Below are 26,193 nucleotides of genomic sequence, written 5' to 3'. Positions count from 1 at the left end.
CTGTGAGGAGCCCGCCCCCATGCTCGTCGATCTGACACGACGTACCGCGCTGGTCACCGGCTCCACCCAGGGGATCGGTGCCGCGATCGCCGCGGGTCTGGCCCGGGCCGGAGCCCGCGTCGGCGTCAACGGGCGGACCGAGGAGCGCGTCGCGCAGGCCGTCGCGGCCCTGCGCGCCGAGGTCCCGGACGCGGATCTGGTCCCGGTCGTCGCCGATGTCACCACCGAGCGGGGAGCGCGGCTGGCCGCCGAGGCGCTGCCGCACGTGGACATCCTGGTGAACAACCTCGGCGTCTTCGGCGAGGCCGACCCGCTGGAGATCAGCGACGACGAGTGGCGGCGCTACTTCGAGGTGAACGTCCTGGCCGCGGTGAGGCTCATCCGTCAGTACCTCCCGGGCATGAGCGAGCGCGGCTGGGGCCGGATCCAGAACATCGCGAGCGACTCGGCCGTGGTCATCCCCGCCGAGATGATCCACTACGGCATGTCCAAGACGGCTCTTCTGGCGGTCTCGCGCGGCTTCGCCAAGCAGGCGGCCGGGACCGGTGTCACGGTCAACTCCGTCATCGCCGGCCCCACGCACACGGGCGGCGTGGAGCAGTTCGTCTACGAGCTGGTGGACCGTTCGCTGCCGTGGGACGAGGCGCAGCGCGTCTTCATGCGCGAGTACCGTCCGCAGTCCCTGCTCCAGCGGCTCATCGAGCCCGAGGAGATCGCCCACATGGTGGTGTACCTCGCCTCCGAGCAGGCGTCCGCCACGACCGGCGGCGCACTGCGCGTGGACGGCGGATACGTCGACTCCATCCTGCCGTAGCGAAGCGTCCGGCCGGCGCGCTCCGCGCTGACCTCGCCTTTTCTCCCCACTCCCTGCCTGCGCGCACTCAGCCGTGCGGTGACGCGGTCACCGCACGGCTGAGGCGTACCCGCCGGTATTCGTGAGCCTCCTTCTGCGCTGGGCGCACCTCGTCGACGCCGCCGTCGCGCTGTGCGCTCGCTGGATCAAGTGAATACGAGGGGTGATGTGTTGGTCGGGATATGCCGCCGGGAACCTTCCGATCAGCGGACCTCACTGTCGAGAAGGACACCGATGACGAGCCAGGCTACCGAAGTTGAACTGGAAGGACTTCTCCGCAAGGCGCTGCACGCCACGGGTACGGGTGCACGCTGGGCGGCCGACTCGGACGAGATGTGGTGCCGTGTCACACCGGGGACGGGGACACGGCGCGAGCAGGGGTGGAAGCTGCACGTGTCGGCGACGGCCGCCTCCGCGCCGGCTGTCCTCGAGAAGGCCCTGGACGTGCTGCTGCGGGAGGAGTCGGCGTTCAAGTTCGCCCGGTCGCTCGACCAGGTGAGTGCGCTCAACTCCCGTGCCACGCCCCGGGGAAGCTCGGGCAAGTTCATCACCGTCTACCCTCGCTCCGACGCCGAGGCGGCCCTGCTCGCCCAGGCGTTGCACGGGGCCACGGCGGGTCTGGCCGGGCCCCGGATCCTGTCCGACCAGCCGTACGCCGTGCACTCGCTGGTGCACTACCGGTACGGCTCGTTCGTCGGCCGGCGGCGGCTCTCGGACGACGGTCTGCTGGTGTGGTTCATCGAGGACCCCGACGGCAACCCCGTCGAGGACAAGCGCACCGGGCAGTACTCTCCGCCGTCCTGGGCGGTCAGCCCCTTCCCCGCCACGGTTCCTGTCGCACCCCGCTCGGCGGAGGGAAGCAGCGGGAGCGAAGGCACCGCCGGGAAGGACGGGGCGGCCTCGGTAAGGACTCCGGTGCTGCTCGGTGGCCGGTTCTCGGTACGGGAGGCCATCCGGCACACCAACAAGGGCGGGGTCTACCGGGGCACCGACACCGGTACGGGCGCCCCCGTGGTGATCAAGGAAGCCCGCCCGCACGTGGAGGCCGACGCCTCCGGCTGCGACGTCCGCGACTGGCTGCGCGCCGAGGCCCGGATCCTGGAGAAGCTCAAGGGCACCGGGCTCGCTCCGGAGCCGCTGGCGTTGTTCGAGCACGCCGGGCACCTCTTCCTGGCCCAGGAGGAAGTGCCGGGGATCACCCTGCGGAACTGGGTCGCCGAGCACTTCCGCGACGCCGGAGCGGAACGCTACCGCGCCGAGGCGCCGGCCCAGGTCGAACGCCTCGTGGACCTGGTCGCGGCTGCGCACGCGCAAGGCTGTGTCCTGCGCGACTTCACCCCCGGCAACGTCATGGTCCGTCCCGACGGCGAACTGCGCCTCATCGACCTCGAACTCGCCGTCCTCGACGACGAGGCGGCCCTGCCGACCCGCGTGGGAACCCCCGGCTTCAGCGCCCCGGAACGGCTGGACGACGCACCTGTCAGCCCGACGGGCGACTACTACAGCCTCGGTGCCACCGCCTGCTTCGTCCTGGCCGGGAAGGTGCCGAACCTGCTGCCCGACGAGCCGGCGACCAGGACGGCGGAGCAGCGGCTCGCCGCATGGCTGACCGCCTGTGCGGAACCGCTCCGGCTGTCCGACGGCCTCGCGGAGATGATCCTCGGGCTGATGAAGGACGATCCGGCCGAGCGGTGGGACCCCGCCCGGGCGCGCGAAGCCCTCGGGAAGGCGGAGCCTCGGCGGAGACTGAGCGACGCCGTCCGGCACGCGGACCGCCCTGAGGGCGGCCTGGGTGACGTGCCGCAGGACACGGCCGGGACCGTGGACCACGCCGTGGCCGGCATGGTGGAGCATCTCGTCGCTTCGATGACTCCCGCGGACCCGCACCGCCTGTGGCCCGTGTCCACCCTGGCCGGGGAGTCCGACCCCTGCACCGTCCAGCAGGGCGCGGCCGGTGTCCTGGCCGTGCTGACGCGGTACTGGGAACTCACCGGTGACGAGCGTCTGCCCGAGCTGATCTCCACCGCGGGCCGCTGGATCGCGGACCGGGCCGATATCCGTTCCCCGCGCCCCGGCCTGCACTTCGGCGGACGCGGCACCGCCTGGGCCCTGTACGACGCCGGGCGGGCCGTGGACGACCGCGGGCTCATGGAGCACGCGTCGGCTCTGGCACTGGCCCCGCAGCAGGTGACGCCCCATCACGACATCACCCACGGCAGCGCGGGCAGCGGGCTCGCCGCGGTCCACCTGTGGCAGCGCACCGGCGACCCGCGGTTCGCCGAACTGGCCGTCGACGCGGCCGACCGGCTGGTCGCCGCGGCGCGGCGTGACCCGTCCGGGGTGAGCTGGCCCGTTCCCGCGGAGGCAGCCTCGTCGGAGGGCGGCAAACGCTACCTCGGCTTCGCCCACGGAAGCTCCGGCATCGGCTGCTTCCTGCTGGCCGCCGCGAGCGTCTCAGGGCGCCCGGAGCACAAGGACCTCGCGGTCGAGGTCGGCGAGCAGCTGGTGGCCGACGCCGTGCTGACGGGCGAAGCGGCCCAGTGGCCCGCCCAGGCCGGGGACCTGCCCACGGCGCCGTACTGGTGCCATGGTGCGGCGGGTATCGGGACGTTCCTCGTCCGGCTGTGGCAGGCCACCGGGGACGACAGATACGCCGACCTCGCCCGCCGCAGTACGTACGCCGTCACCGAGCGCGCTTCGCGCGCCGCCCTCGCCCAGTGCCACGGCCTGGCGGGCAACGGTGACTTCCTCCTCGACATGGCGGACGCGACGGGTGACCCCGTCCACCGGACCATGGCCGAGGACCTGGCCCGCCTCATCGTCAGCGAGAGGGCCCAACGCCGTGCCCAGGTGGTCTTCCCCAACGAGTACGGGGACGTCTCGACCAGCTGGAGCGACGGATCCGCCGGAATCCTCGCCTTCCTCCTGCGGATCCGCCACACCGACCCCCGGCACTGGATGGTCCAGCTGCCGGTCTGAGCGGCAGGGAGTCTGCCGCCAGTTCAACAACGAAGGAGAATCCCATGGAGAACCAGGACATCGAGCTGCTCGCCCACCTCCACGCCCTTCCGGAGACCGACCCCGTCGGTGTCGACGGAGCGCCGTTCGCCGCGACGTGTGAGTGCGTCGGCCTGCTGACCCTCCTCAACACGGTCTGTATCGGCATCAGCTGCGCGTAGCACAGACACCCACCATCCGGCCGGCGGCCCACCCGGGAAGCCGCCGGCCGGATGCCCCCTTCCGCGCGCCCGCGTGGCCGAGGACGGCCACGGACGGCGAACCCGTAGACGAGGACGCGACCGCATGCAGCCACCCACCGGTGATGAGGACCGACCCGACCCCGCGCCGCAGCGTGCCGCTGTCGACGGCCTCGCCCCCGCAGCCCTCGTGGCGGAAGCCGTCGCGCACCCGCCCGCCGCCGGCCACGCTCCCGAGCCCGCCATCAGCATGCGCGGCCTGGTCAAGAGCTACCCCGGCCCGCAGGGCACCACCACCCACGCGGTACGCGGCCTGGACCTGGACGTGGCGCAGGGCGAGACCTTCGCCTTCCTCGGGCCCAACGGTGCGGGGAAGTCCACCACCATCGCCGTGCTGTGCGCCCTGGCCCGCCCCACCTCCGGTCACGCCACGGTCGCCGGCGCCGACGTGGTCGAGCGGCCCCACGAGGTACGGCGACGCGTCGGCATGCTCTTCCAGCACAGCGCTCTGGACGCGGACCTGACGGCCGAGCAGAACCTCCACATCCACGCACGGCTCTACGGGCTCGCCCGTCGCCACGCCCGCTCGCGCGCCGCGGAGGTACTGGAGACGGCCGGGCTGACCGACCGACGGCGCTCCCCGGTACGCACCCTGTCGGGCGGCATGCGACGCCGCCTGGAGATCGCGCGGGCCTTGCTCCACTCCCCCCGCGTGCTGTTCCTGGACGAGCCGACCACCGGACTCGACCCGCACGCCCGCGCCCAGGTCTGGGAGCATCTGCGCGCGCTCCGCGACCGGCACGGCAGCACGCTCTTCGTCACCACCCACTACCTGGAGGAGGCCGAGAACTGCGATCGCCTCGCCATCGTCGACCAGGGCCGCGTGGTCGCGCAGGGCACGCCCCTCGCGCTGAAGGCCGCGATCGGAGACGACCTGGTCGTGCTGCGTACCGGTGACGACACCGAGGCACGGCGGGTCGTGCGCGGCATCGTGCCGCCGGACCGGACCGTCGCCGCGGACGGCGACGGAGTCTCCCTGCGGCTGCCGGACGGCAGCACCTGGATCCCGCGCCTGTGCGCGGCCCTGCAACGGCACGGCATCGCCGTCCACGCCGCTTCCGCCGCGCCGCCCACGCTCGACGACGTCTTCTTCCACCACACCGGCCGCAGCCTCGACGCCGCCAAGCCCGGCCACGCGAAGGCCATGGCCGGCGCGCCGGCCGCCACCACCGCGGGCGTGGGCGCGTCGGAAACCGGCGGCAGCCGATGACCGACCTCACGGTGAAGTCCCCGGAGACTCCCCCGACTCCGGACGACCCGGGTGCGCCCGGTACCTCGGGGGCCCTCGGGAACGCGGAGACCCACGGGAGCGGGTGGCCGGCCCGGCTCCGGCACGAGCTGCGCGCGATCCACGCCCTGGTCTACCGCGACCTGCTGCGCCTGGCGGGCCAGCGCACCCACACCGCGCTGATGCTGCTCCACCCGATGCTCTACCTCCTCATCCTGGGAGGCGGCCTCGCCGCGCTCATCCCCCGGTCCTCCCTGGGGGTCGGCTACCAGACGTACCTCTTCCCGGGCATGCTGATGATGACGGTGCAGACACCGGCCATCATGGTCGGCATCCGTCTGATCACCGACCGGCAGAGCGGCTACCTGCGGGAGCTCCTCATGGCCCCCGTCAGCCGGGCCACCCTGCTCCTGGGGCACTGCGTCGGCGGCACCGTCACCGCCGCGGCGCAGGGCGCCGTACTGCTCTGCCTCGCGGGCACGGTCGGCCTGCCGTACGACCCGCTCCTCCTCGGCCTGCTCCTCGGCGGGATGATCCTGGCCTCGTTCACCATCACCGCTCTGGCTCTGGCCCTCGCCGTCACCCTCCGCAGGCCGGAGACGTTCCACACGCTCCTCGGGCTGATCATGATGCCGCTGCTGTTCCTCTCCGGCGGCTTCTTCCCGCTGCACACGCTGCCCGGCTGGGCCCAGACCCTCGCCGCCGCCAACCCGCTCGCCTACGCGGTGGACCTGCTCCGCCGCTGCATCACCCACCTCGTACCGGACCAGCAGGCCGTCACCGGCATCGCATGGGCGGGCCGTCAGCCGCCCCTGCCCCTCGAAGCCGGCCTCCTGCTCGCCACGGGCCTCCTCGCGCTGCTCTGGGCCGCGCGGCGCTTCAACCGTCCCGAGTGACACCGCTGTCGGCACGTCCCGGCCGCACACCCCGGCGTGACGCACCGTCCGGAGTGTGTGGTCAGGACGTGCCGACGCCGCTGCGCGCCAGCGCGAACACCCCGAGGACGATGAGTGCGATGCCCGCGAGCTGGGGCAGCAGCCACCAGCCCGCCCGTACGTGCTCCTCGTACAGCAGGACGCCCAGGCTCAGGCTCACGGTGGCGTCGCCCAGGGTGAGGGCGGGCTGCGAGGCGACGAGCGGACCCCCCTGCATGGCGTGTTCGAGCAGCAGCAGGGCGGCGATCCCCGCCGCGCAGAAGGCGTAGGTCTGCCAGGCCGTCAGGAAGGCGCCGATGCCGCCGTCGCCGAGGATGTGCATGGACGTCTTCATGAGGGCGGCGGTGAGCGCGTAGCAGATCGCCGTCGCGGCGCCGAGACAGCCGGCCCGTGCGCGCCCCGGTGGTCTGCGCAGTCCGACGGCGGCGAGGGCGACCACGGCCACGGCGCACGCCACGAGGACCGGAACCCAGCGGTCCAGTGCGACATGGGTGCGGTTGCCGGTGGGCGAGGCGGCCGCGAGCGCCACTCCGAGGCCGAGGACGACCCCCGCCACGGCGGCCCAGAGCCGGGCGGGCAGTCGTTCGCGTGTCAGGAGGGTGGCGATCAGCAGGGCGAGGGGGAGTTCGAGGACGAAGAGCGGCTGCACGAGGGCGAGCGGCCCGGTCGCGAGGGCCGCCGCCTGTCCGACGCCCGCGGCGATGACGGCGAGGATGCCGGCCAGCCACAGGGGGCGGTGCAGCAGGTCGAGGATCAGTCCGGGCCGGAAGGAGTCGGACTGCGGGACGGTGAGCGCCGCACGCCGCTGGAGCACCGTGGCCAGCGCGTTGCTGAACGCGGCGAACAGCGAGAAGAGAACCGGCAGGACGACGCCCATGGACCGATCCTCACCGGGACGGCGGTCCGCTGGGGGACGACACCGGCGGACGCCCGTACGGAGGACCCGGTCGGGCCAATGCCGCGCCCGCGACGACACACGCCCGGCCCCCGCTCAGGTACGAGCGGGGGCCGGGCGGCGGGGTCTGTCTCCGGCGCGCGGTGCCGAACCCGCCCGCCTAGGGGGCGATCTCGAACTGCGGCGGCTGGAGGCCGGCCAGGCAGCGGGTGTCCGGCGCGGCGGGGTCGGCGAAGAACGAGGTGGTGATCGTCTGCGCGCACGGCGAGTCGGCGAAGACCACGTGGGCCACGTAGGGCACCGTGACGGCGTGGGACCGGCTCAGCGTACGGGCCACGTAGGCCCCGTTGCTGGGCGCGGTCTGGGCGTCGAAGCCGCCGGACAGGGCGAGGGTCGGGATGTCGCTGCGGGTCACGTCCCGGATCCAGGCAGGTGCCGGGGGGACGTCCCAGGCACGGCAGTCGTCGTGGAGCCAGGCGAGCTGCGGCGCGTTGGCCAGCATCGACCCGGGGAACGACGGGAACGCGCGGCGGCCGCCCCGGATGATGTCGGCCCGGCTCTCGTATGGGGTCCACTGGCGGCAGAAGACGCCGTAGACCAGTCCGTGGGCGACCCTTCCGATGGCCTGCGGGCTGTACTTGCCGCCCGCGAGCTGCTCGGCGATCCGCTGCGGGTTGCCGTGGGCCAGCTCGTCGAGGGAGCGGGGCACTCCGGCCGCCACGTGGGTGGCCGAGGTCAGCCAGCCGACCAGGTTGCTCCCGTCCAGGACGACCTTCACCGGCTCCGGCTGCGTCGGGACCGTGACGGTGGTGGTGATCGGCTCGGCCTCCAGCTCACTGACGAGACGGAGGAACGTGGCCTTCAGGTTCGGGTAGCGGGTGTTGCAGGCGGGCTGCTCCGCGCACGCCTTGAACAGACCGTCGAAGCCCTCGCGCGCGGCCTTCCAGGTGACGGCTCCGCCGGCCAGGGACGGCGGCAGGACGCCGTCGATGCCGACCGACCTGATGCCCTTCGGGTGCAGGCGCATGTAGTTGAGCGCCAGGTGGGTGCCGTAGGAGATGCCGAAGACGTTCCACTTCCTGACGCCCAGCGTCCTGCGCAGGGCCTCGTAGTCGGCCGAGCTCTCGATGTCGTCGTACGTGCTGCGGTCGGCGCCCAGGCCGTCCACCCGGTCGCGGCAGGCGCGGGTCGCCTCGACGTGCAGGCGGCCGGTGGCGGGCGCGTTGGAGACGAGGCCGAGGGCGCGGGCGTTGAACTCGTCGATGTTCGGACAGGTGAGCACCGGGTCGGCCGAGTAGGTGCCGCGCTGGGACATGAAGATCACGTCGCGGTCGCGGTTCAGGCCGCCCGCGAGAGCCATCGGGATCTCGGACACCGCGTCATCACCGGGTCCGCCGGCGAACCAGACGATCGGGTCGGGCGCGGGGGTGCGGGACTCCGCGGGCATGATCGCGACGGCGAGGGTGATCGTCCGTCCCCGGTGGGCTCCGGACTCCCTGGGCTTGTCGGATGCCTTGGGCTTGTCGGGTGCCTTGTGCTCGTCGGCGCCCTCGGCTCCCTTGGGCTTGTCCGCGCCCTTGGGCTTGGAGCGGTTCTCGGGCACGGTGAGGGTGCCGCAGCGGGCCCGTGCGAGGTCCGGGATCGGGTCCGCCGTTCTGGGGCAGGGGCCCGGTACGAAGCGGGCGTCGCCCACCGTGCGGGCGACCGTGCCGATCGGGCGGTGCGGGCCGTCGGTCGCGGACTCGGCGTGCGCGGGCATCGCGACGAGGCCTGCGACGAGGGCGCCTGCCGTGGCTCCCGCCAGCGTCGCCGGGAGCCTCACGGGGCGCCGACGGGGGGTCGTGCGAGGGGACATCGTGCGTCCTCCGGATTCCGGGTCAGGGGATGATGGTGAAGGGCTTGGGCACGACACCCGCCACGCAGCCCGTGTCGGGCGCGGTCGGCCGGGCCAGGAACGAGACGAGGACCGAGGCGGCGCAGGGCTCCTGGGGCACCACCCAGTGGGTGATCCCGGGGACCACCACGGCGGTCGAGCGGGGCAGCGTGCGGCCGGCGAACGGCCCCCAGCCGGCGCCGGTCTTCGCGTCGAAGGTGCCGGTGATGATGAGCGCCGGCACCTCGCTGTGGGTGGCGATCCGCTGGACCGCGGTGCGGTCCGGCACGTTCCAGGCGCGGCACAGGTCGTGCTCGAACGGCAGCTGCGGTGCGTGGGCGAGCACGGAGTCAGGGAAGCCGGGGAAGGCTCGGCGGCCGGCCTTCAGCACGTCGCGCTTCGAATAGCCGGGCGCCCACTCGGCGCAGGCCACCGAGTGCGTCAGACCGTGGGCGAACTCGCCGACGGCGGGCGTCGCGCCGGCGGCCTGGGCCCGCGCGAGGCGTTCCGGGTTGCCGGCGGCGAGCTCGTACAGCGCGGCAGGGACGTCGGCGGACGGGACCAGGCGGCCGTCGGCGACCAGCAGGTTCACCAGGGTGCCCCCGTCGAGGACGACCTTCACCGGGGTTCCGCCGCCGGGCGGCGGCACGGTGAGCGTGAGGGGGTTCGCCTCCAGGCGCCGGACCTGCTGCGTGAGCGTGCGGGAGAGCTCCGGGTAGCGGGACGCGCAGGCGGGCTGGGCCTCGCAGGCCGCGAAGATCGCGTTGATGCCCTCCTGGGCGCTGTCCCAGGCCCAGGGCAGGCTCACGGTCTGGGGCGGCACGACCGAGTCGATCGCCAGGGTGCGGATGCCCTGGGGGTGTCTGCGCAGGTAGGTGAGGCCCAGGTCGGTGCCGTACGAGTAGCCGTAGACGTTCCACTTCCTGATGCCGAGGGCGGTGCGGAGGTCGGCGAAGTCCGCGGCGTTCTCGGTGGTGTTGTAGGACGCGAGGTCGGCGCCGTCGGCGGTCAGGCGGTCGCGGCACTCCTTGGCCGCGCGGACCAGCCCGCGCCCGGTGGACGGGGCGTCGTAGGGCAGCCCGACGGCGGTGGCGTTGAACCGGTCGATCTCCGGGCAGGCGAGGTTCGGCTGCGAGTGGAGAGCGCCGCGCTGGGTCATGACGATCAGATCGCGGTCCCGGTTCACCTGGGAGGCGACCAGGAAGGGGATGGCGCCGATCGCGTCGCCACCGGGACCGCCTTCCATGAACACCACCGGGTCCGCGGCGGGCCTCGCCGAGGCGGCCGGGATGATCGCGACGGTCGTCCGGATGGTGCGGGTCTTCTTGCGCGTGCGGTTCTCCGGCACTTCCAGGAACCCGCAGCGCCCGGGGATCGGCTCCGGCGTCTCGGGGCACGGACCGGGCACGAAGCGTGCCGGGGGTCCTGGTCGTGGCCCCTCGGCAGGGGGCGACAGGGCGCTGCCGGGGGTGGGGCCGAGGGCGCCGATCACGACCAGGGCGGCCGCGACGAGCGCCGTCCTGGTCCGCGTGCGGTGGGGGCTCCCCGCCGGGGGGATGTGCCGCGCCGTTCGGCGCCGTCCGGTCCTGACGGTCCCTCGAACCGAGGGCAGGCCGTCCGGACCGATGTGCTGTTCCGCCATGTGATCCCATTTCTCGGGCATTCCCCGGCGCTCTGGGCCGGGGCGCGTGGGCGTGGCCGCCCGCCGCGTGGTCCGGCGGGGTCGGCGCACGCCAGCTTGCGTCCGCCGCGGGAGGCGCACCACTCAAGGAGTCCACTCGGAGCAGACGTTCGCCGTACGCAGGGGGATCACGAGACGAGGGTGGGGCGGAGGGCTCGGAAGTGGCTGGGGGCGCCTTCACCGGTCGCCGCGTCGATGGCCGCCTCTACGGCGTCCAGCAAGGGGGCAGGGCCCGCAGGTCGTCCCGTTCCGCCGCCGTGTCAGTCGATCACGGCCGAGGCGGTCCGGCCCGCTCCCCCGGGCCTCCGGCTTCCCATGGGCCCCTCCCGCGGGCCGGGTTCGGGAACGAGCCCCTTCGCCCCCTTCCCCGGGGAACCGGCCGTGGCGAGAATCTGTCCCTGTGAGGGGGAAAGTCGGCCAAAGCGTCAGGGGGACGGGCATGGGCGCATGGGTGGTGCCGGGGTACACCGAAGCCCGGGAGCTGGGTGCCGGAGCCAGCGGGCGGGTGGTGCTCGCCACGCACGAGGAGACCGGGCTGCCGGTCGCCGTGAAGTACCTGAGTGAGCGGTTCCGTTCGGACGAGCCGTTCGTGCGGGGGTTCCGGTCCGAGGCCCGGCTGCTCGGGGCACTGGACAGTCCGTACGTCGTGGGACTGTACGAGTACGTCGAGGCGCCGCGGGGCGCGGCCATCGTGATGGAGCTCGTCGACGGCGTCGCGTTGCGTGCGCTCATCGCGCGCGAGGGGTCGACGGGCCCCGAGGCCGCTCTCGTCGTGCTCAAGGGCTCCCTCCTGGGGCTCGCCGCCGCCCACCGCGCGGGCGTCGTGCACCGCGACTACAAGCCCGAGAACGTGCTGGTCGCCGCCGACGGGTCGTCCAAGCTGGTCGACTTCGGGATCGCGGCCGGCCGGGGCGCCACACCGGGTGTCGCCGGAACGCCCGCCTACATGGCGCCCGAGCAGTGGAACGGCGCTCCCGCCTCACCGGCGGCGGACGTCTACGCCGCGACCGCGACCTTCTTCGAGTGTCTGACCGGCCGCAAGCCGTTCACCGGCGACAACTTCGCCGAGCTCGCCCTGCACCACATCGACTCGCCCGTGCCCGACGGTCAGGCCCCTGAGCCGCTGCGCCCGTTGATCCGCCGGGGCATGGCCAAGTCCCCGCACGAGCGGCCGGAGAACGCGGCGGCGTTCGTGACCGAGCTGGAAGCGGTGGCCGCGGCGGCCTACGGGCCGGACTGGGAAGAGCGCGGCAGGGGACGGCTGGCGGCGTTGGCGGCTCTGCTGCCGCTGCTCCTCCCCTCCTCGGGCGGCGGTGTGTCGGAGGGCACGACCGTGTTCGCCACCACCACGCTGCCGACGCCGCCGCCGCGCCCCCGATGGCGTCTCCCCCGCGGAGTACCGGCGGGTGCGGCCGCGCTCGTCCTGGCGCTGCTGCTCGCTCTCGCCGCGCGGGCCGGTGTCGAGGGGACGAACGGTGACAAGGCCGCCGAGGCCTTCGCGACGACGAGCACCGGGCCGGGCACGTCCGGGCCCGGCCCCGACACGTCACCGCCGTCGCCTTCGCTGTCGCCTTCGGACTCGGACAGTCCGGAACCGTCTCCGTCGGCGTCGACGACGGAGCCCTCCGCGTCCGGCAGCGTCGAACCGAGCGCCACCTCCGACGGGCCGCCCACCGAGGACACGACGACGGCGCCGCCCTCGACGTCTCCGCCGACGCCCACGCCCACCTCGACATCGCCCACCGCGCCCACGCCCACGACTCCGACCGCGACACCCACGACCACGACTCCGCCGCCTCCTCCCGTCGTGGTGACGGCGGTCTCCGTCACGAGCCTGCGCCAGACGGGGCCGACCACGGCCTCGGGCACCGTCGAGGTCACGACGGACGGGACAGGGCCGGTGACGATCCGCGTCGAGTGGTTCACCGGGGACGAGAAGGGAGCACCGGGCGCACCCGACGGCGCCGAGTCCTACCAGCGCGAGGGAGCCACTCAGTACACGCTCACGCTCGCCCATGACGTCCGGGGCGCCGGCTGCTACTGGGGCCTGCGCGCGACCACGGATCCCGCCGCCTCGAACGGCGGTTCCCTGCAGCAGATCTTCATCCGGCGGTGCGTGATCTCATGAACGACGACGACTACAGCGCCACCGAGCTCGGCAGCCACTGGTTCGAGCGTCCGACGCCGGAAGCGACACCCGACCGGGTGGAGGGCGAGGTGCTGCGGTTCGGGCCGGGCGTGACCGCCGCGGCCCTGCGGCGGGCCGAGAACAGTCCCACGGTGGTCGAGATCTGGCACGGCACGCTCCCCGGTGTCCCCGCGCCACGGCCCGCCCGCTCCCGACGGCCGTGGCGGTACGCGTTCGCCGCCGTCGTCCTGGTCGCCGTCCTGGTCTTCCTCGCCTGGCGGCAGTACGGTCCCGGCGTCGCCGTGCGGGATGTCGCGGTCAGCGCACCGGGTGCCCGGCTCGGCTGCGACGGAACGGCGGACGTGGTGGGCCTGGTCCGCACGGACGGGCGTCCCGGCACCCTCACGTACCGCTGGGAACGCAGCGACGGCACCCGGTCCGGTGTCCTGACCGAGAAGCTGGCCCGCGGGCAGAAGGAGGCGCGTCTCCATCTCCTGTGGACCTTCCACGGGCCCGGAACCCACCGGGCGGTGGCACGGCTCGTGATCACCTCCCCTGGTACCCACTCCTCGGAGGCGACGTTCACGTACGACTGCGACTGATGGGCCGGCCGACGAGCGGCACGTGTCCCGTACCTCCCGATCCCGCCTGAGCCCTCCGCGTGGTGCGCAGGAGGTACAGGGGACGGAGCGTGCCGCCGTCGAGGAGGGCCGGGGCCCGTCCTCGACGGCGGCGGTCCGGTGGGCGGCGACTACCGTCGGCTGCCCGCCGTGCGGCCCGGCGTCACTTCAGGTGCCGGTCCAGGAACCGGCACCCGTCCTCCAGCTCGAACCCCGGGGTACCGGTGTGCCCTCCGAGGTTGGCGTGCAGCGTCTTCTCCTTGCTGCCGAAGGCGTCGAAGAGGTCCAGGGCCCGTTGCCGGGGGTTTCCCTCGTCGTCCCACTGCAGCAGGAACAGCAGTGGAATCGTCACCTGCCGGGCCTCCTCGCGCTGGGCGCGGGGTACGAATCCCCCGGCGAAGAAGCCCGCGGCCGCGATGCGCGGCTCGGCCACGGCCAGCCGGATGCCGAGGGCGGTCCATCCCCCGGAGTACCCGACCCGGCCGCTGATCCCGGGCAGCCCGAGGACGGCGTCCAGGGTGGTCAGCCATTCGGGGACCGCGTTCTCGACCAGCGGGCCGATGAAGGACTCGAAGATCTCGTCGGTCGGCTCACCGGCCTGCAGCGCCCGCCGGAGTTCGGCACGGACCTGCTCGTCGGCGGCGGAACGGGGACGGTCGCCGCACCCGGCGGCGTCGATGGCGGCCACCGCGTAGCCGCGCGACGCGGTGTACCGGGCCCTGGCCACGAATCGGGGGTCCGCCTTGGGCAGGCCGTTGTTGTGGGACATCAGGACCAGCGGGGCCGGTCCGGATCCAGGCGTCCACAGGGTGCCGGGAATCTCGCCGAGGGTGAATGCGCGCTCGAGGACGCCGTCGTCGAGGCGGTTTTCGGAAGTGAAGTGCACGGTCGTGCCTTTCGGGAGGGCTCATGAACGGCGCTCCCGGACGGCCTACCGTCCGACCGTGACCCCGGAGGGGAGCACCCATGTCGATACTGCGTTCACGGGTACCACCTCCTCGTTCTCTCGCACGGCCTCCGCGAGGCTAGCAACGGTCGCCGTCGTCCGCCAACGGTTTTCCCGATGGCCTCGGAGGTTCGGTCCGGGGTCGGTCGGAGGCCGGTCGGAGGCCGGTCCCGGTCGGGCGAGGAGCCTTCGTACCGACATGCGGGTGGACCCGCCCGGTGATGGAATGGATCCACCGAGAGAGCCACGACACCAGGGGTTGCGCCGTGAACGACGAAGCGGAAGAACTGGGACCGATCGACTATCTGATCGTGGAGTTCCCAGGCAGTCGAATGACCGGCGAGGGCCTGCCCCTCCTGGTCGATCTCGTGGACCGTGGCCTCATCCGCATCCTCGACCTGACGTTCGTCAGGAAGGAGGAGGACGGCTCCGTGAGCGGCCTGGAGATCGCCGACCTCACCGGTGACGGCGAGCTCGACCTGGCCGTCTTCGAGGGCGTGTCCTCGGGACTCCTCGGTCAGGACGACCTCGAGGAGGCGGCGAGCGCCCTGCAGCCGGGCAGTTCCGCCGGTGTCCTCGTCTACGAGAACCGCTGGGCCGCGCCGTTCGCGGCCGCCCTGGCCCGCGGTGGCGCCCAGGTGGTCGCCTCCGGACGCATTCCGGTACCGGCCCTGATGGCCGCGCTCGACTCCACGGACGACACTCTCTGAGCCCCGACCGACGTCAGTCGGGAAAGAAGGGAACCTCCATGCCAGGCCTCCTCCGCGGTGTCGCCCGCACGGCCGTCGTCGCCGGCACCGCCACCGCCGTATCGAACCGGGTGAGCCGCCGCCAGCAGGGACGCTGGGCGGCGCAGGAACAGCAGCAGTACGCGGCTCCCCCGCCGCCACCGCCCCCCGCGGCCGCGCCGCCCGCGCCCGCTCCGGCCGCCTCCGACATGTCGAGCAAGATCGACCAGCTGAAGCAGCTCGGCGAGCTCAAGGATCAGGGCGTGCTCACCGACACCGAGTTCGAGGAACAGAAGCGCAGGATCCTCCAGGACTGACGAGGGCCCGGACAGGGCTGTGAGCTGGGACTCTGTCGGCGGTACGGTCGGACGATGGAGTCCGAGAAGTCGAACGAGTGCCCGCTGCACGGTGCCGGGATGAGTGTTCAGAGCCTGGTGGGGCGTCGGGTGACGCAGGTCGTCGCGTCGTGGCACGTGTACGGCGGTTCTGCTCCCACGGGTCCACTGGATGTGTGGCTGGTCGACGAGGAGCGGACGCCCGTCCTCGTCACGACCGGATCCGACTGGTGTCTGCGTGTCGAGGTCTCCGAGCCGCACGCAGGGTACGACATGGGCGAATCGGGGCTCGTCACGGTGGGACCGCTCCGCGACGAGACTCCGCTGGCACGCCACATCGGCGAGCGCATCCTGGCAGTGCGGGAGGAACACGAGCCGCGCACCGGGCGGATCGCCCTGGAGCTTTCGTTCCCCGACGGTCGGGTCCGTTGCGACGGCTGGGCCGGGGACCTCCGCCTGACCGCGTTGTGAAGACGCCCCCCGTAGCCGCCCCCTGAGCCGGTCGTGCCGGCGCAGGGGGCGGCTACGGGCCGGACCCCCGCGGTCTTCAGGAGCGGAGGAACGCGCGCACTCCCTGGGAGACGGTGTCGTCGCCGAGGAGGTCGTTGTGGGCCAGGCAGCCCGCGGCGTTGTTGGTCGCGCCGGTCAGGGGGACGCTGTTGTCGGGGTTGATGACCTCGTCGCAGCTGGACCACCAGGTGGCGTAGCGGACGCTCCCCGGCGTCTCGTCGCCCGACGCGAGGCCCTTCTGGACGTACGAGCCCGGAGTCATGTCGCGGCACGCCTGGTCCCACAGCGCGCAGGCCCACGCGGTGCTCGTGCCGTGGTTGGGACCGGCGAGGGAGACCCAGTGGGCGACCGAGGCCTGGCCGGCCGGGTCGTGCTTCGTGTACCAGCGGGTGACGAGGCTGCCGAAGGAGTGCGCGACGAGGTCGACCCGGCTCGCACCGGTCTGGCGCTTCACGCCCTCGATGTACGCGGCGAGTTGACCGGACAGCACCTCGTTCACGGACCGGTGCGTGTCGTAGCCGAAGGAGAACAGCTCGCCGTCCGTGTATCCGTCGGCCTTGAGGTCCTCACGCAGGCCGCCCCACACTCCGGGGTCGGCGTTGTAGCCGTGGACGAACACGACCGGCGTGTGGGCGACCGCGCTCCGGACCGGGACCTGGGCCCGGACCGTGGCGGCGGGCACGAGCAAGGACACGGCGGCGGCGAGCATCGGAACGGCGATCCGGGCGGCGATACGGGAACCGGGCTTCCACACACTTCCCCCTACGACGTGTGACGCACGAGTAGTCAGGAGCATGGTGGGGCCTCGGGGCCTGGAAGAACAGCCCTCGTACGTCGGGGGATCGGTGCGCACGCCGTGGCGGGACCCCCGCGCCATTGGGGGCCCTTCCCTCGCGCTGCCGGGACCTTCAGCCGCGTCGCCAGGCTCTTCAGTCGCGCTGCCGGGCCGCGTATCTGCGGGACTTCGTGCGGTTGCCGCACACCCGCATCGAGCACCAGCGGCGGCTGTGGTTCTTCGAGGCGTCCCAGAAGACCCATCCGCAGGTGTGTTCCGCGCAGCGCTTGAGCCGGTGGACGTGGCCGGTGAGCACGAGTTCCGCCCAGGCGACCGCCAGCCGGGCGAGGGCGGTGCGGGCGGGCGGGCCGCCGGGGGCCGGGGTCAGGGGTGCGCCAGGGCTGCCGAGGGAGACCAGGACCGGGACGTCGGCCAGTACCGCGTCGGCCAGGGCCAGGTGGTCCGGTGCCACCGGGTCGTCGGCGTCGAGGGCCTCCCGGATGCCGGCACGCAGCACCAGGAAGGCCTGGTGCTCGTCGGCGGTCAGCCGCAGGCCCGGTTCCGCCAGGCTCCGGGCCGCCAGCCAGTCCGCCAGGGCGGCGGGTGTGGCGACGTCGTCGTCGCCGCTCTCCAGGTCGACGGTGTTGGTGAAGGCCTCGACGAGCGCGGCGGCCGGGGACGGGTCGAGCACGAACGCGCCGCCTTCCATGGGGAGTTGTTTCACCCATCCGTCCTCGGTCTGTCGGGACGGATGGCCGGTTCGGTACTGCGTTCCCACGATACCCCTGCCATACTGACCACCAAAGAGCTTTAGGGGGTTAGCTATGGATGGTGTGGTCGCAGATCAGAAGTCGGCACCGGAGGCACCGAAGACACCGTCGGTGACAGGGCGGGGAGGGCCGATGACCAGGGCGACGAGCAGGGCGGCTCCGCCGGATCACAGCAACCGCAACACCGCGGTGCTCGTGGGCTTCACGGCCCTCACCAATCTCGCCGACGGCGTGACCAAGGTCGTCCTGCCTCTGATGGCGACTCGGCTGACCGACTCTCCCGCCCAGATCGCCGGAGTGGCGCTGACCCTCACGCTCCCGTGGCTTCTCGTCGCCCTGCACGTCGGCGTCCTCGTCGACCGGTTCGACCGACGGCTGCTGCTCTGGCTCGCCGACGGCGCCCGCATGCTCGTCGTCGCGGCCCTGCTCGTCCTCGCGCTGCGCGAGGCGGTGACCGTCCCCGCCCTGTACGCCGCGGGTCTGGTGCTCGGCGTCGCCGAGGTGGTCGCACTGACCTCCGCCGCCACGCTCGTCCCCTCCCTGGTGGCCCCGGCCGGGCGGGAGCGGGCCAACGCGTGGGTGGCGGGCGCCGAGACCGCCTGCAACGAGTTCTGCGGTCCGTTCGTCGGCGGCCTGCTGGTGGCCGCGGGCGCCAGTGTGGCGCTGGGCTGGACAGGGGTCGGCTATCTGATCGGCACGCTGATCCTGCTCCTGCTCGTGGGCCGGTTCAAGCCGGCGGCGGACGGAGCCCGCCCGGCGGGCTCCGTCAACCAGCGCATCGCCGAAGGAGTCCGGTTCCTCTGGCAGCAGCGCCTGCTGCGGCTGATGGCCCTCGCGCTGACCGTGCTCTCCGCCTGCTGGGGGGCATGGCTCGCGCTGATGCCGCTGGTCGCCACCACGCTGATGGACCTCGACACCCGCGAGTACGGCCTGCTGCTCAGCGCACTCGGCGCCGGCGGGCTGGTCGGCGCGGTCACCGTCACCAGCGTCAACCGTCTGCTCGGTCGACGCTGGTCCATGTTCGCCGACCTCATCGGCACCGCCGCCATGGTCGCGGCCCCGGTCCTCTCCACGAGCCTCTGGGTCGTGGCCGGTGGTGCGTTCCTGGGCGGCATGGGCGGGATCCTGTGGACGGTGAACTCACGGACCATCAGCCAACGGCTCGTCCCCGACGCCATGCTCGGCCGGTACAACGCCGCGGCGCGGCTCTTCAGCTGGGGCGCGATGCCGCTCGGCGCCGGCCTGGTCGGCGTCCTGGCCGAGTGGTTCGGGATCCGCACCGCCTTCGCCGTGTTCGCCCTCGCCACGCTCGTGATCATCGTGCCGTTCCTGCGGACCGTGACCCCTCGGGCGCTCGCGGAGGCGACGGGGCAGGGCGCCGGGCCCCAGGCCGCTCCCGCCGCTGTTCCCGAAGGTGTTCCCGCCGCTGCTCCCGAAGGAGTTCCCGCTCCTGCGCACGACTGACGCGCCGGTGGGGCGACGGGGGCGGCACGCTCGCCCGACGGGGGGCGGCACGGTCGCCGTTCCCCCGCCGACCGTCTCCCTCAGCGGGCGCGGGTCACCCCCGGCGTCCAGCCCGGGTCCCGGCCGCTCAGGCCCACCGCCCGGTCCAGGAGCGGTGCGTCGTGCGGGACGGACCTCACGGGTCCGAAGATGCCTCCGCCCCGGGTCTCGTCCTCCGCGGCCGCCAGCAGGAACGCGTGCGCGGCGTCGAGCGCGGTGACGTCGGGGGTGTACTCCTGGCCGGTGGCCCGGGCCAGGTCCCAGCCGTGGATCACCAGTTCGTCGACGGCGACCGCCGCCGCGATGCCGCTCGGCAGGTCCACTCCGCCCGCGCGGGTCATGCCCGTCCAGGCGGACGGGTCCCGCCAGGCCTCGGCCAGTTCGTCCAGCACCTGCGGCAGCACCTCGCGCCAGTCGGCGGGGAGGGAGGGCACCGCGGTGTCGGGGGACGTGTCCGTCGTGGACCCCAGGTCCTTGCGGGCCGCGTCGCGGAAGGCAACGGCAAGCCCGGTGAGGTGGCCCAGGAGGTTCCGGACCGCGTAGTCGGGGCAGGGCGTCGGGTCGGTGAGCCGCTCGTCGGGGACTGCCGCCGCGAGGCGGGCCACGACGCGGGTCTGTGGCCCGAGGTCGAACGTCGTCGGTTCGGTCATCTGCCGCTCCTTGCGCGCGTGAGTGATACAGGGTGGACCGGGCGCGGCACGCGAACTCATCGGTGGCCGCGCTCCCGATCCGGACGGCGGCCGCTGAGCAGCCCCGGGTGCCTCGTCAGGGGGTGGCGTCTCGGTTCGCCGGCTGCCCGGCTCCGGCATGCGTGCCATGGTCGCCCTGCGGCGGCACGAGGGGCGCGGCGAACCGCCGCGCCCCCGCCCTCATCAGCTCATCGGCCCATCAGGCTCCGGGGCCCTGGGCCCTCAAGCCCTCAAGCCCTCAAGCCCTCAAGCCCTCAAGCCCTCAAGCCCTCAAGCCCTCAAGCCCTCAAGCCAGATAGTCGGCGACCCGCGCCGCGAAGGCCTCCGGGGAGAGGACCTCCACGCCGAGTTCGGCGGCCTTGACCGCCTTCGAGCTCGGCTTGCCGTTCGCGGACGGGGCGGCCACGAGGATGGACGTCTTGGCGCTGACGCTGCTTCCCGCGCGACCGCCCGCCTTCTCGATCAGGGCGTTCATCTCGGAGCGGCCGAAGCCGTCCAGCGGGCCCGCCATCTTTCCGGTGACCACGACGACCTTGCCCTCCAGCGGTCCGCCGCCCTGGGCCGCGGAGGGGTCCACGGGCTCGGTCATGTTGACGCCCGCCGCCGCCAGCTTGTCGATGACGGGGGCCAGCGCCGCCACCTGCTCGACGACGACCGGCGCCTTCTCCGGGCCGATCCCCTCGACGTCCTGCATCTCGGTGGCGTCGGCCTGCCGGATGGCCTCCATGGTGCCGAAGTGCCGGGCGATGCGGCGGGACATGCTGCGCCCGGTGCCGAGCACTCCCAGGGCGCAGAAGACACGGTTGAGGGGCCGGTCCTTCGCGGCCGCGATCTGCTCGGCGAGCTTGGCCCCCCGCTTCGCGCTGCCGGACGCGGCGGTCAGCTGTTCCACGGTCAGCGTGAAGAGGTCGGCGACGTCGAGGACGTCGCCCGACTCCACCAGAGCCGCCACGTAGGTCTTGCCGAGGCCGTCGATGTCGAGCATCTCGCGCCCGGCGGCGTACTCGATCAGGGCCGGGAGCGCGCACGCCGTGCCCTTCGCGCAGCGCCACCGCTCCTGGGCCGTGCTGATCTCGCCGCCGCAGCGGGGGCAGGCCTCGGGCAGCGGCACGGGGGTCGCTCCGGCCGGACGGAGCGGGACGACCGCCGCCTGGACGCGCGGGATGATGTCACCCGCCTTGTACACGGTCACCGTGTCGCCGATGTGGAGGTCGCGACGGCGGATGTCCGCCGGGTTGTGCAGGGTGGCCCGGGTGACCGTCGATCCGTCGATCTCGACCGCGGCAAGGAGGGCGGTGGGAGCCAGGACGCCGGTGCGGCCGACCTCCCACACGACGTCCTCGAGCACCGTCTGCCGCTCGATGGCGGGCAGCTTGACCGCGATGGCCCAGTGCGGGAAGCGGGAGCCGAGTCCGGCCGCCTCCTGCTCGCCCGCGTCGTTCAGCTTGATGACCAGGCCGTCGATTCCCACGGGCAGGTCCGTACGTATCGCGGCGACGGCGTCGGCCTGCGCCTGGGCGGCGGCCAGGTCCGGGACGACGAGCAGCCCCGCCGGTGAGGCCGCGGTCGTCTGCACCCCGGCGTCGGCCACCGCGGCCAGCGCCTCGGCGTGGGTCGCTCCCGCCGGCAGGAACGGCACGCCGTCCAGCTCCACCACGCCGTACGCCCAGAACGTCATCCGCAGCCGGTACGGGCGGCCCTTGGCCCTCAGCGTGCCCGCCGTGCCGTTGCGGGGATTGACGAAGACCTGCGCGCCGTGGGCGGCGCGGACCTCGTTCGCCGTCTCGAACTGCTCCTGGGTGAAGGCGACCTCGCCCCGGACCTCGACGGTGACCGGCTCGGCGAGCTGCTCGGGCAGACCGTCGATCTGGCCGATCACATGGCTGACGTCCTCACCGTGCCTGCCGTCGCCGCGGGTGATGATCTGCACCAGGCGGCCGCCTCGGTAGCGGGCGGCCACGGCCGCGCCGTCGATCTTCGGCTCGACGGTGAAGCCACCGGCCGGGGCACGGCCGAGGCGGCGCTCGACCGAGGCGCCCCAGGCCACCAGACCGTCGGCGTCGAAGACGTTGTCCAGGCTGAGCAGTCGGGTGGTGTGCGCGACGTCGCCGGCCGGGGCGGCGCCGTCGGCCACCAGGCCGGTGGGGCTGTCCGGGGCGACGTCGGCCGGGTTCGCCTCCTCCCAGGCGAGCACGGCGAGGCGCAGCCGGTCGTACGAGGTGTCGTCCATCGTGCTGTCGCCGTCCGCGTAGTAGGACCGCGAGGCCTCGCGGAGGTGCTGGAGAGCGGCCTCGTACGCGGCGCGGTCGGACACGGAGGGCAGGTCGGACAGGCCGGACAGCGCCTCATCGGCGGGAATCGTCGTCATGAGGAGATCCTCTCGCGAGGGTCTGACAATGACCGGCGAGCCCGACGGGGGCCGGGTCGGTGCGCCTCGCGCAACGGGTCGGCTCCGCTCGCCGGGCCGTGGCGCGGGGTGGGCCGAGGAAGCGCCATTGGCTCGACAAATGACGCCCGCTCCGGCGTGGTTGACGCGCGTCGACCGGGCCGTCAGTCTCGGGGGGACTCTCAGCCCTGGGTCACCCCGGATTCGTGAGGCCATGGAGGATCGATGTCCCGACACCCCCTGCGTTCCCTGCCGCTCCGCCTGCTCCTCTCACTTGTCATGATCATGACTGCTTCGCTGGGCGGGGTGGTCGCCACCGCCGGCACCGCCCAGGCCGACGGCTGCTACACCTGGTCGCGCACCCTCTCCCAAGGCGCCTCGGGCGCCGATGTCACGGCCTTGCAGATCCGCGTGGCCGGGTATCCCGGCTACGGCGGGGTGCTGGCGATCGACGGCGCCTACGGCCCCGGGACGGCGGCCGCGGTCAAGCGCTTCCAAGCCGCCTACGGGCTGGCCGCCGACGGTGTCGCGGGCCCCGCGACGTTCAGCAAGCTCTACGCGCTCCAGGACGACGACTGCACCCCCGTCCACTTCTCCTACGCCGAGCTCAACGACTGCAACACCACCTGGGCGGGCGGCGCCGTGAGCGCGGCCACCGCCAAGTCCAACGCCCTGCGCACGATGTGGAAGCTGGAGGCCCTGCGGCACGCCCTCGGCGACCAGAGCATCCGCGTCACCAGCGGTTTCCGCAGCCAGGCCTGCAACGACGCGGTCGGCGGCGCCGCGTCGAGCCGCCACCTCTACGGTGACGCGGCCGACCTCGGCGCCGGACCCCACTCGCTGTGCCGCCTGGCCCAGCAGGCCCGCAACCACGGCTTCAACGGGATCCTCGGTCCGGGTTACCCCGGACACGGCGACCACACCCACCTCGACCACCGGGCCGGCCGCTTCTGGTCGGCGTCCGGCTGCGGCATCTGACGCCCGACGCACCAGGCCGCCCCGGGAAGGACGGCTGTCGCGGCGATCGCCGCGACAGCCCAGGGCGGTGACCGCGAGCGCCGCCGGTGTCCGTCACACGGCTAGTGGCGGGGCCGACGTGCGGTTCCAGGGCATGCGGGACCAGGGAAGGGCGAGTTCCGCCTGGTCGGCGACGTCCCGGGGAGCGAGTCGGGCGAGGGGTGTCGCTTCACGGTGGCGCGCGTAGACGGAGTCGGTGTAGCGGTGGCCGGTGTCGGGGGCGATGAAGAGGACGGTGCGCTCGGGGGCCCGGTCGTGTTCGTGGCGGGCGGCGAGGTAGGCCGCGCCGGTGGACAGGCCGGCGAAGACGGCGTGTCGGCGCAGGAGGTCGACGGCGCCGGACAGGGCGGCGTCGAACGAGATCCAGTGGAGGGTGTCGTACAGCTCGTGGGACACGTTGCCGAAGGGGATGGAGCTCCCGATGCCGGCGATGATGATCTCGGGGTCGGCGGTGTGCTGGGCACCGAAGGTGAGGCTGCCGTAGGGCTGGACGCCGACGAGTGCGACGTCGGCCGGGGCACCGGCTGAGGCACGGCCCGACCCGTCGCCGGGGGCGTCGCGCAAGTAGCGGGTGAGGGCGCCGGTGGAGGCGCCCGATCCCACGCCGCCGACGACGGTGAGCCGCTCCGTTCCGGTCTCCTCGCGGATGCGGTCGGCGATGCGGCGGTAGCCGAGGTAGTGAATGTCGTCGTGGTACTGCCGCATCCAGTGGTACTCGGGGTGTGCGGCGAGGATCTCGTGGATCCGTTCGACGCGTCGCTTCTGGTCGAGTTTGAGGTCGTCGCAGGGCTCCATCTGCTCGAGCGTGGCGCCGAGTACGGCGAGCTGGGTGCGCAGCGTCCGGTCCACGGTGGTGGAACCGACGACGTGGCAGCGCATCCCGTGCCGGTGGCAGGCCAGGGCGAGGGCGTACGCGTAGATCCCGCTGGAGCTGTCGAGCAGTGTGTCCCCTCGGCGTACGACTCCGGTGTCGAGGAGGTGGCGTACGGCGGCGAGCGCGGAGACCACCTTCATCGTCTCAAAGCGCAGGCAGACGAGACGGTCGTCGAGACGTATGAGGTCGGGCCGGCCGATCGCCTCGGCGACGTGCTGGTCCATCGGGCGACTCCTTGGTGGTGAACGTGCGGGTGGTGGGGATGCCGTGGGCGTCCAGGGCGTGGCGGCAGGCGTGCAGGCGACGGCGCAGGCCTCCGGGAGCGGCGGGGTCGAACAGGACGCCTGCCACGGCGCCGCTGTGCGCGATCTGGACGCCCGCCGCCCCGGATCGCCGGGCGATCGCGGTCAGCGTCTCGAACTCCGGGTGTCGCAGCACGCGCTGGGCGCGTCGCGCGCTGGCCGTGGCGACCCGCCCCAGGAGCCGTACGTCTCCGGAGCCGATCGCACGGCGCAGCAGGACGCGCAGCCGCTCGTACTCCCGGACGTCGGTGTCGGTGACCTCCTGTACGGGCAGGGCGAGGGTGTCGACGGGCGCTCCCCCGCCGAGGACGCAGCCCACGACCGCCAGGGGCGGGAGGGCCGGGCCCAGGACTTCCAGGACCCGGCCCTCCCGCTGGGCGAAGAGGACCGGGCGGGCGTCGAGCATCAGCGGATCGCTGGCCCGTTCCGCGGCGACGGCGAGGCGGGCGACGGCGGCGGGGGCGAGGCGCACTCCGTACGCGTCGGCGACCGCGCGGACCGTCGCGATCACGTCGCTGGTGGAGCTGCCCATGCCCAGGCCCACCGGTACGTCGCCGGTGAGCCGCAACTGCCCTCCGCTGGGCGGCAGTCCGGCCTCCCGCGCACACTCCGTCACCGCCAGGCCCGCGGCACGTGCCGCTTTCCCGCGGTCGGCGGGGACGACGGTGAGCGCCTCGGGCGGCGTGCCGGGCCGGCGGACGAACTCGGCCCGGCTGCCGGGGCCGGCCAGGGGGAGGGTGACGAGACCGGCACACCGGCGGCCGTCGGCGTCGAGGAAGACTCCCTGGAGGAGTTCGCCGTGGTGGCAGGCCGCGTGGCCGGTACCGGTGACGGGCCCGCTGACGGGTCCGGTACCGGTGACGGTGCTGCCCGAAGCGGTGGCGGGGCCGGCACCCGTCGTCGGGGTGGTCCCGGCTCCGGCCCGGGCGTCGGGCACTGCCGGATGGGTCGGCAACGGGGCACGGGCCCGGTGCGTGGCGCGGGTCATGCGTCGTCCGCAGCGCGGTAGCGGTACAGGACGGTCTCCTCGGCGCTGAACTGGGAGAAGGGGAACGGCTCCGCCGACAGGGCGGTCACTCCCGAGCCGAGGAAGGCACGGGCGACGGCGCTGCCGCTCTGCGCGTACACGATCAGCGGGATGCCGCGGTGGCGGCAGCGCTCCAGGATCGTGTCGAACGAGCCGTTGCTCAGGGTCATTCCCGTGGCGACGACCGCGTCGGCGCGGTCGAGCACCTCGTGCATGTCGTCGGTGACGGGGTCGCCCCACTGGGTCGCCCTGAGGTTGAAGTCGCAGGGCAGGGGCTCGCCGCCGCGCTCGCGGATCGCCGCGACCAGCGGGTTGACCACACCGATGAGGCCCACCTTCGCGCCCTCCTCGATGTCGAGGAGACCGGCGATGGCCACGTCGCGGGCCGTCGCGCGGGTCTCCGGCGTGCCGCTCGGCAGGGCGACCGCCTCGGCGTCCCCTTCTTCGGCGGCGATCCGGTGCGGTCGGGTGTGGGCGAGGTAGGCGTCGAGGGCGGCGATCCGCAGGGGGCGCGGGGCGTCGCGCAGCAGGACGTCGAGCGGGGTGCCGGAGAAGTCGCGGCAGATCTCCGGGGTGAGTTCGCCTGCCTCGAACGCGCAGCCGCCGAAGGTGCCGCCGACACGGACGAGGACGTACTGGTTGAGGTAGGTGGTGTCGCCGCCGGCCAGGCGGGTTCCGTGGTGGATCCAGAACACGCTGGTCGCGACGAGTTCGGCGGGGAGCGGGCCGTGGTCGCCGGCCAGGGCGGCCGCGATGAGCCTGTCGACGGCGAGCGCCACGGGGACGGGGTCGGGGAGGGCGGCACCGGGCCGGGGGTCGGTGTGCGGGGAACGGGAGGTGGACGTGGTCAAGGCCGGGTCC

General features: G+C 73.3%; 23 protein-coding genes. 12 read left to right on the top strand and 11 right to left on the bottom strand.

The window, feature by feature from the left end:
- Window positions 1-19: 19 nt before the first annotated feature.
- The 5 genes from AMK27_RS12970 to AMK27_RS12955 all read left to right on the top strand — a co-directional run bounded on the left by AMK27_RS12970 (window position 20) and on the right by AMK27_RS12955 (window position 6,234).
- Complete coding sequence (locus tag AMK27_RS12970; RefSeq protein ID WP_073906118.1) at window positions 20-814, top strand: SDR family NAD(P)-dependent oxidoreductase; 795 nt, start codon at window positions 20-22, stop codon at window positions 812-814.
- Between the two features lie 273 nt (window positions 815-1,087).
- Window positions 1,088-3,832 (top strand): class IV lanthionine synthetase LanL, encoded by a 2,745-nt coding sequence (gene lanL, locus AMK27_RS12965; protein ID WP_073905746.1) that lies wholly within the window; start codon window positions 1,088-1,090, stop codon window positions 3,830-3,832.
- A gap of 44 nt (window positions 3,833-3,876) precedes the next feature.
- Window positions 3,877-4,032 (top strand): VenA family class IV lanthipeptide, encoded by a 156-nt coding sequence (locus tag AMK27_RS42995; protein ID WP_198955847.1) that lies wholly within the window; start codon window positions 3,877-3,879, stop codon window positions 4,030-4,032.
- A gap of 124 nt (window positions 4,033-4,156) precedes the next feature.
- Window positions 4,157-5,320 carry an ABC transporter ATP-binding protein gene (locus tag AMK27_RS12960; RefSeq protein WP_073905744.1) on the top strand — a complete coding sequence of 388 codons (1,164 nt, stop codon included), beginning with the start codon at window positions 4,157-4,159 and terminating at the stop codon, window positions 5,318-5,320.
- The gene (locus AMK27_RS12955; RefSeq protein WP_079188375.1) at window positions 5,317-6,234 is read left to right on the top strand and encodes an ABC transporter permease; all 918 of its coding nucleotides are present in this window, start codon (window positions 5,317-5,319) and stop codon (window positions 6,232-6,234) included. The genes AMK27_RS12960 and AMK27_RS12955 overlap by 4 nt, the downstream gene beginning before the upstream one ends.
- Before the next feature lie 61 nt (window positions 6,235-6,295).
- On the opposite strand, the gene AMK27_RS12950 is transcribed toward AMK27_RS12955, so the two are convergent.
- The 3 genes from AMK27_RS12950 to AMK27_RS12940 all read right to left on the bottom strand — a co-directional run bounded on the left by AMK27_RS12950 (window position 6,296) and on the right by AMK27_RS12940 (window position 10,683).
- Window positions 6,296-7,150, bottom strand: coding sequence for a DMT family transporter (locus AMK27_RS12950; RefSeq protein ID WP_073905742.1), 855 nt, complete (start codon window positions 7,148-7,150; stop codon window positions 6,296-6,298).
- A 178-nt stretch (window positions 7,151-7,328) separates the two neighbouring features.
- Window positions 7,329-9,023 carry an alpha/beta fold hydrolase gene (locus AMK27_RS12945; RefSeq protein WP_073905740.1) on the bottom strand — a complete coding sequence of 565 codons (1,695 nt, stop codon included), beginning with the start codon at window positions 9,021-9,023 and terminating at the stop codon, window positions 7,329-7,331.
- Between the two features lie 22 nt (window positions 9,024-9,045).
- A complete protein-coding gene (locus tag AMK27_RS12940; protein WP_241847448.1) occupies window positions 9,046-10,683 on the bottom strand; it encodes an alpha/beta hydrolase in 1,638 nt (545 codons plus the stop codon).
- Between the two features lie 478 nt (window positions 10,684-11,161).
- Between AMK27_RS12940 and AMK27_RS12935 the strand changes: the two genes are divergently transcribed.
- Window positions 11,162-12,850 (top strand): serine/threonine-protein kinase, encoded by a 1,689-nt coding sequence (locus tag AMK27_RS12935; protein ID WP_073905738.1) that lies wholly within the window; start codon window positions 11,162-11,164, stop codon window positions 12,848-12,850.
- Window positions 12,847-13,452 (top strand): hypothetical protein, encoded by a 606-nt coding sequence (locus AMK27_RS12930; protein WP_073905735.1) that lies wholly within the window; start codon window positions 12,847-12,849, stop codon window positions 13,450-13,452. The genes AMK27_RS12935 and AMK27_RS12930 overlap by 4 nt, the downstream gene beginning before the upstream one ends.
- Window positions 13,453-13,633: 181 nt before the next feature.
- On the opposite strand, the gene AMK27_RS12925 is transcribed toward AMK27_RS12930, so the two are convergent.
- A complete protein-coding gene (locus AMK27_RS12925) occupies window positions 13,634-14,356 on the bottom strand; it encodes a dienelactone hydrolase family protein (protein ID WP_073905732.1) in 723 nt (240 codons plus the stop codon).
- A 326-nt stretch (window positions 14,357-14,682) separates the two neighbouring features.
- On the opposite strand from AMK27_RS12925, the gene AMK27_RS12915 reads away from it, so the two are divergent.
- The 3 genes from AMK27_RS12915 to AMK27_RS12905 all read left to right on the top strand — a co-directional run bounded on the left by AMK27_RS12915 (window position 14,683) and on the right by AMK27_RS12905 (window position 15,950).
- Window positions 14,683-15,126, top strand: a complete 444-nt coding sequence (locus AMK27_RS12915; protein WP_198955846.1) for a DUF6325 family protein — start codon at window positions 14,683-14,685, stop codon at window positions 15,124-15,126.
- Between the two features lie 38 nt (window positions 15,127-15,164).
- A complete protein-coding gene (locus AMK27_RS12910; RefSeq protein WP_073905728.1) occupies window positions 15,165-15,461 on the top strand; it encodes an SHOCT domain-containing protein in 297 nt (98 codons plus the stop codon).
- A gap of 99 nt (window positions 15,462-15,560) precedes the next feature.
- On the top strand, window positions 15,561-15,950 hold the full coding sequence (locus tag AMK27_RS12905) for a hypothetical protein (protein ID WP_241847447.1): 390 nt from the start codon (window positions 15,561-15,563) through the stop codon (window positions 15,948-15,950).
- Between the two features lie 76 nt (window positions 15,951-16,026).
- Here AMK27_RS12905 and AMK27_RS12900 read toward each other — a convergent pair whose 3' ends face one another.
- Complete coding sequence (locus AMK27_RS12900) at window positions 16,027-16,698, bottom strand: esterase/lipase family protein (RefSeq protein ID WP_073906110.1); 672 nt, start codon at window positions 16,696-16,698, stop codon at window positions 16,027-16,029.
- A gap of 220 nt (window positions 16,699-16,918) precedes the next feature.
- A complete protein-coding gene (locus tag AMK27_RS12895; protein ID WP_383398355.1) occupies window positions 16,919-17,455 on the bottom strand; it encodes a CGNR zinc finger domain-containing protein in 537 nt (178 codons plus the stop codon).
- 211 nt (window positions 17,456-17,666) lie between these two features.
- On the opposite strand from AMK27_RS12895, the gene AMK27_RS12890 reads away from it, so the two are divergent.
- On the top strand, window positions 17,667-18,998 hold the full coding sequence (locus AMK27_RS12890; RefSeq protein ID WP_079188373.1) for an MFS transporter: 1,332 nt from the start codon (window positions 17,667-17,669) through the stop codon (window positions 18,996-18,998).
- An 80-nt stretch (window positions 18,999-19,078) separates the two neighbouring features.
- On the opposite strand, the gene AMK27_RS12885 is transcribed toward AMK27_RS12890, so the two are convergent.
- Together AMK27_RS12885 and ligA are read right to left on the bottom strand one after the other, a co-directional pair.
- Entirely contained in the window at window positions 19,079-19,687 is a 609-nt protein-coding gene (locus AMK27_RS12885) for a TIGR03086 family metal-binding protein (RefSeq protein WP_073905721.1), read from the bottom strand.
- Between the two features lie 325 nt (window positions 19,688-20,012).
- Entirely contained in the window at window positions 20,013-22,094 is a 2,082-nt protein-coding gene (gene ligA / locus AMK27_RS12880; protein WP_073905718.1) for an NAD-dependent DNA ligase LigA, read from the bottom strand.
- A 243-nt stretch (window positions 22,095-22,337) separates the two neighbouring features.
- On the opposite strand from ligA, the gene AMK27_RS12875 reads away from it, so the two are divergent.
- Window positions 22,338-23,090, top strand: coding sequence for a D-Ala-D-Ala carboxypeptidase family metallohydrolase (locus AMK27_RS12875; RefSeq protein ID WP_241847445.1), 753 nt, complete (start codon window positions 22,338-22,340; stop codon window positions 23,088-23,090).
- Between the two features lie 93 nt (window positions 23,091-23,183).
- On the opposite strand, the gene AMK27_RS12870 is transcribed toward AMK27_RS12875, so the two are convergent.
- The 3 genes from AMK27_RS12870 to AMK27_RS12860 are packed head-to-tail and all read right to left on the bottom strand — an operon-like array spanning window position 23,184 to window position 26,111.
- Window positions 23,184-24,227, bottom strand: coding sequence for a pyridoxal-phosphate dependent enzyme (locus AMK27_RS12870; protein ID WP_073905716.1), 1,044 nt, complete (start codon window positions 24,225-24,227; stop codon window positions 23,184-23,186).
- The gene (locus tag AMK27_RS12865; RefSeq protein WP_079188372.1) at window positions 24,148-25,293 is read right to left on the bottom strand and encodes a GHMP family kinase ATP-binding protein; all 1,146 of its coding nucleotides are present in this window, start codon (window positions 25,291-25,293) and stop codon (window positions 24,148-24,150) included. Before AMK27_RS12865 ends, AMK27_RS12870 begins: the two co-directional genes overlap by 80 nt.
- The gene (locus tag AMK27_RS12860; RefSeq protein WP_073906106.1) at window positions 25,290-26,111 is read right to left on the bottom strand and encodes a Rossmann-like domain-containing protein; all 822 of its coding nucleotides are present in this window, start codon (window positions 26,109-26,111) and stop codon (window positions 25,290-25,292) included. Before AMK27_RS12860 ends, AMK27_RS12865 begins: the two co-directional genes overlap by 4 nt.
- Window positions 26,112-26,193: the final 82 nt, after the last annotated feature.

Source organism: Streptomyces sp. CB02009 (genome assembly GCF_001905825.1).
Taxonomy (GTDB): Bacteria; Actinomycetota; Actinomycetes; order Streptomycetales; family Streptomycetaceae; genus Streptomyces.
The sequence above is the reverse complement of the archived record's forward strand: the minus strand, read 5'-3'. Positions and strand labels throughout refer to the sequence as shown.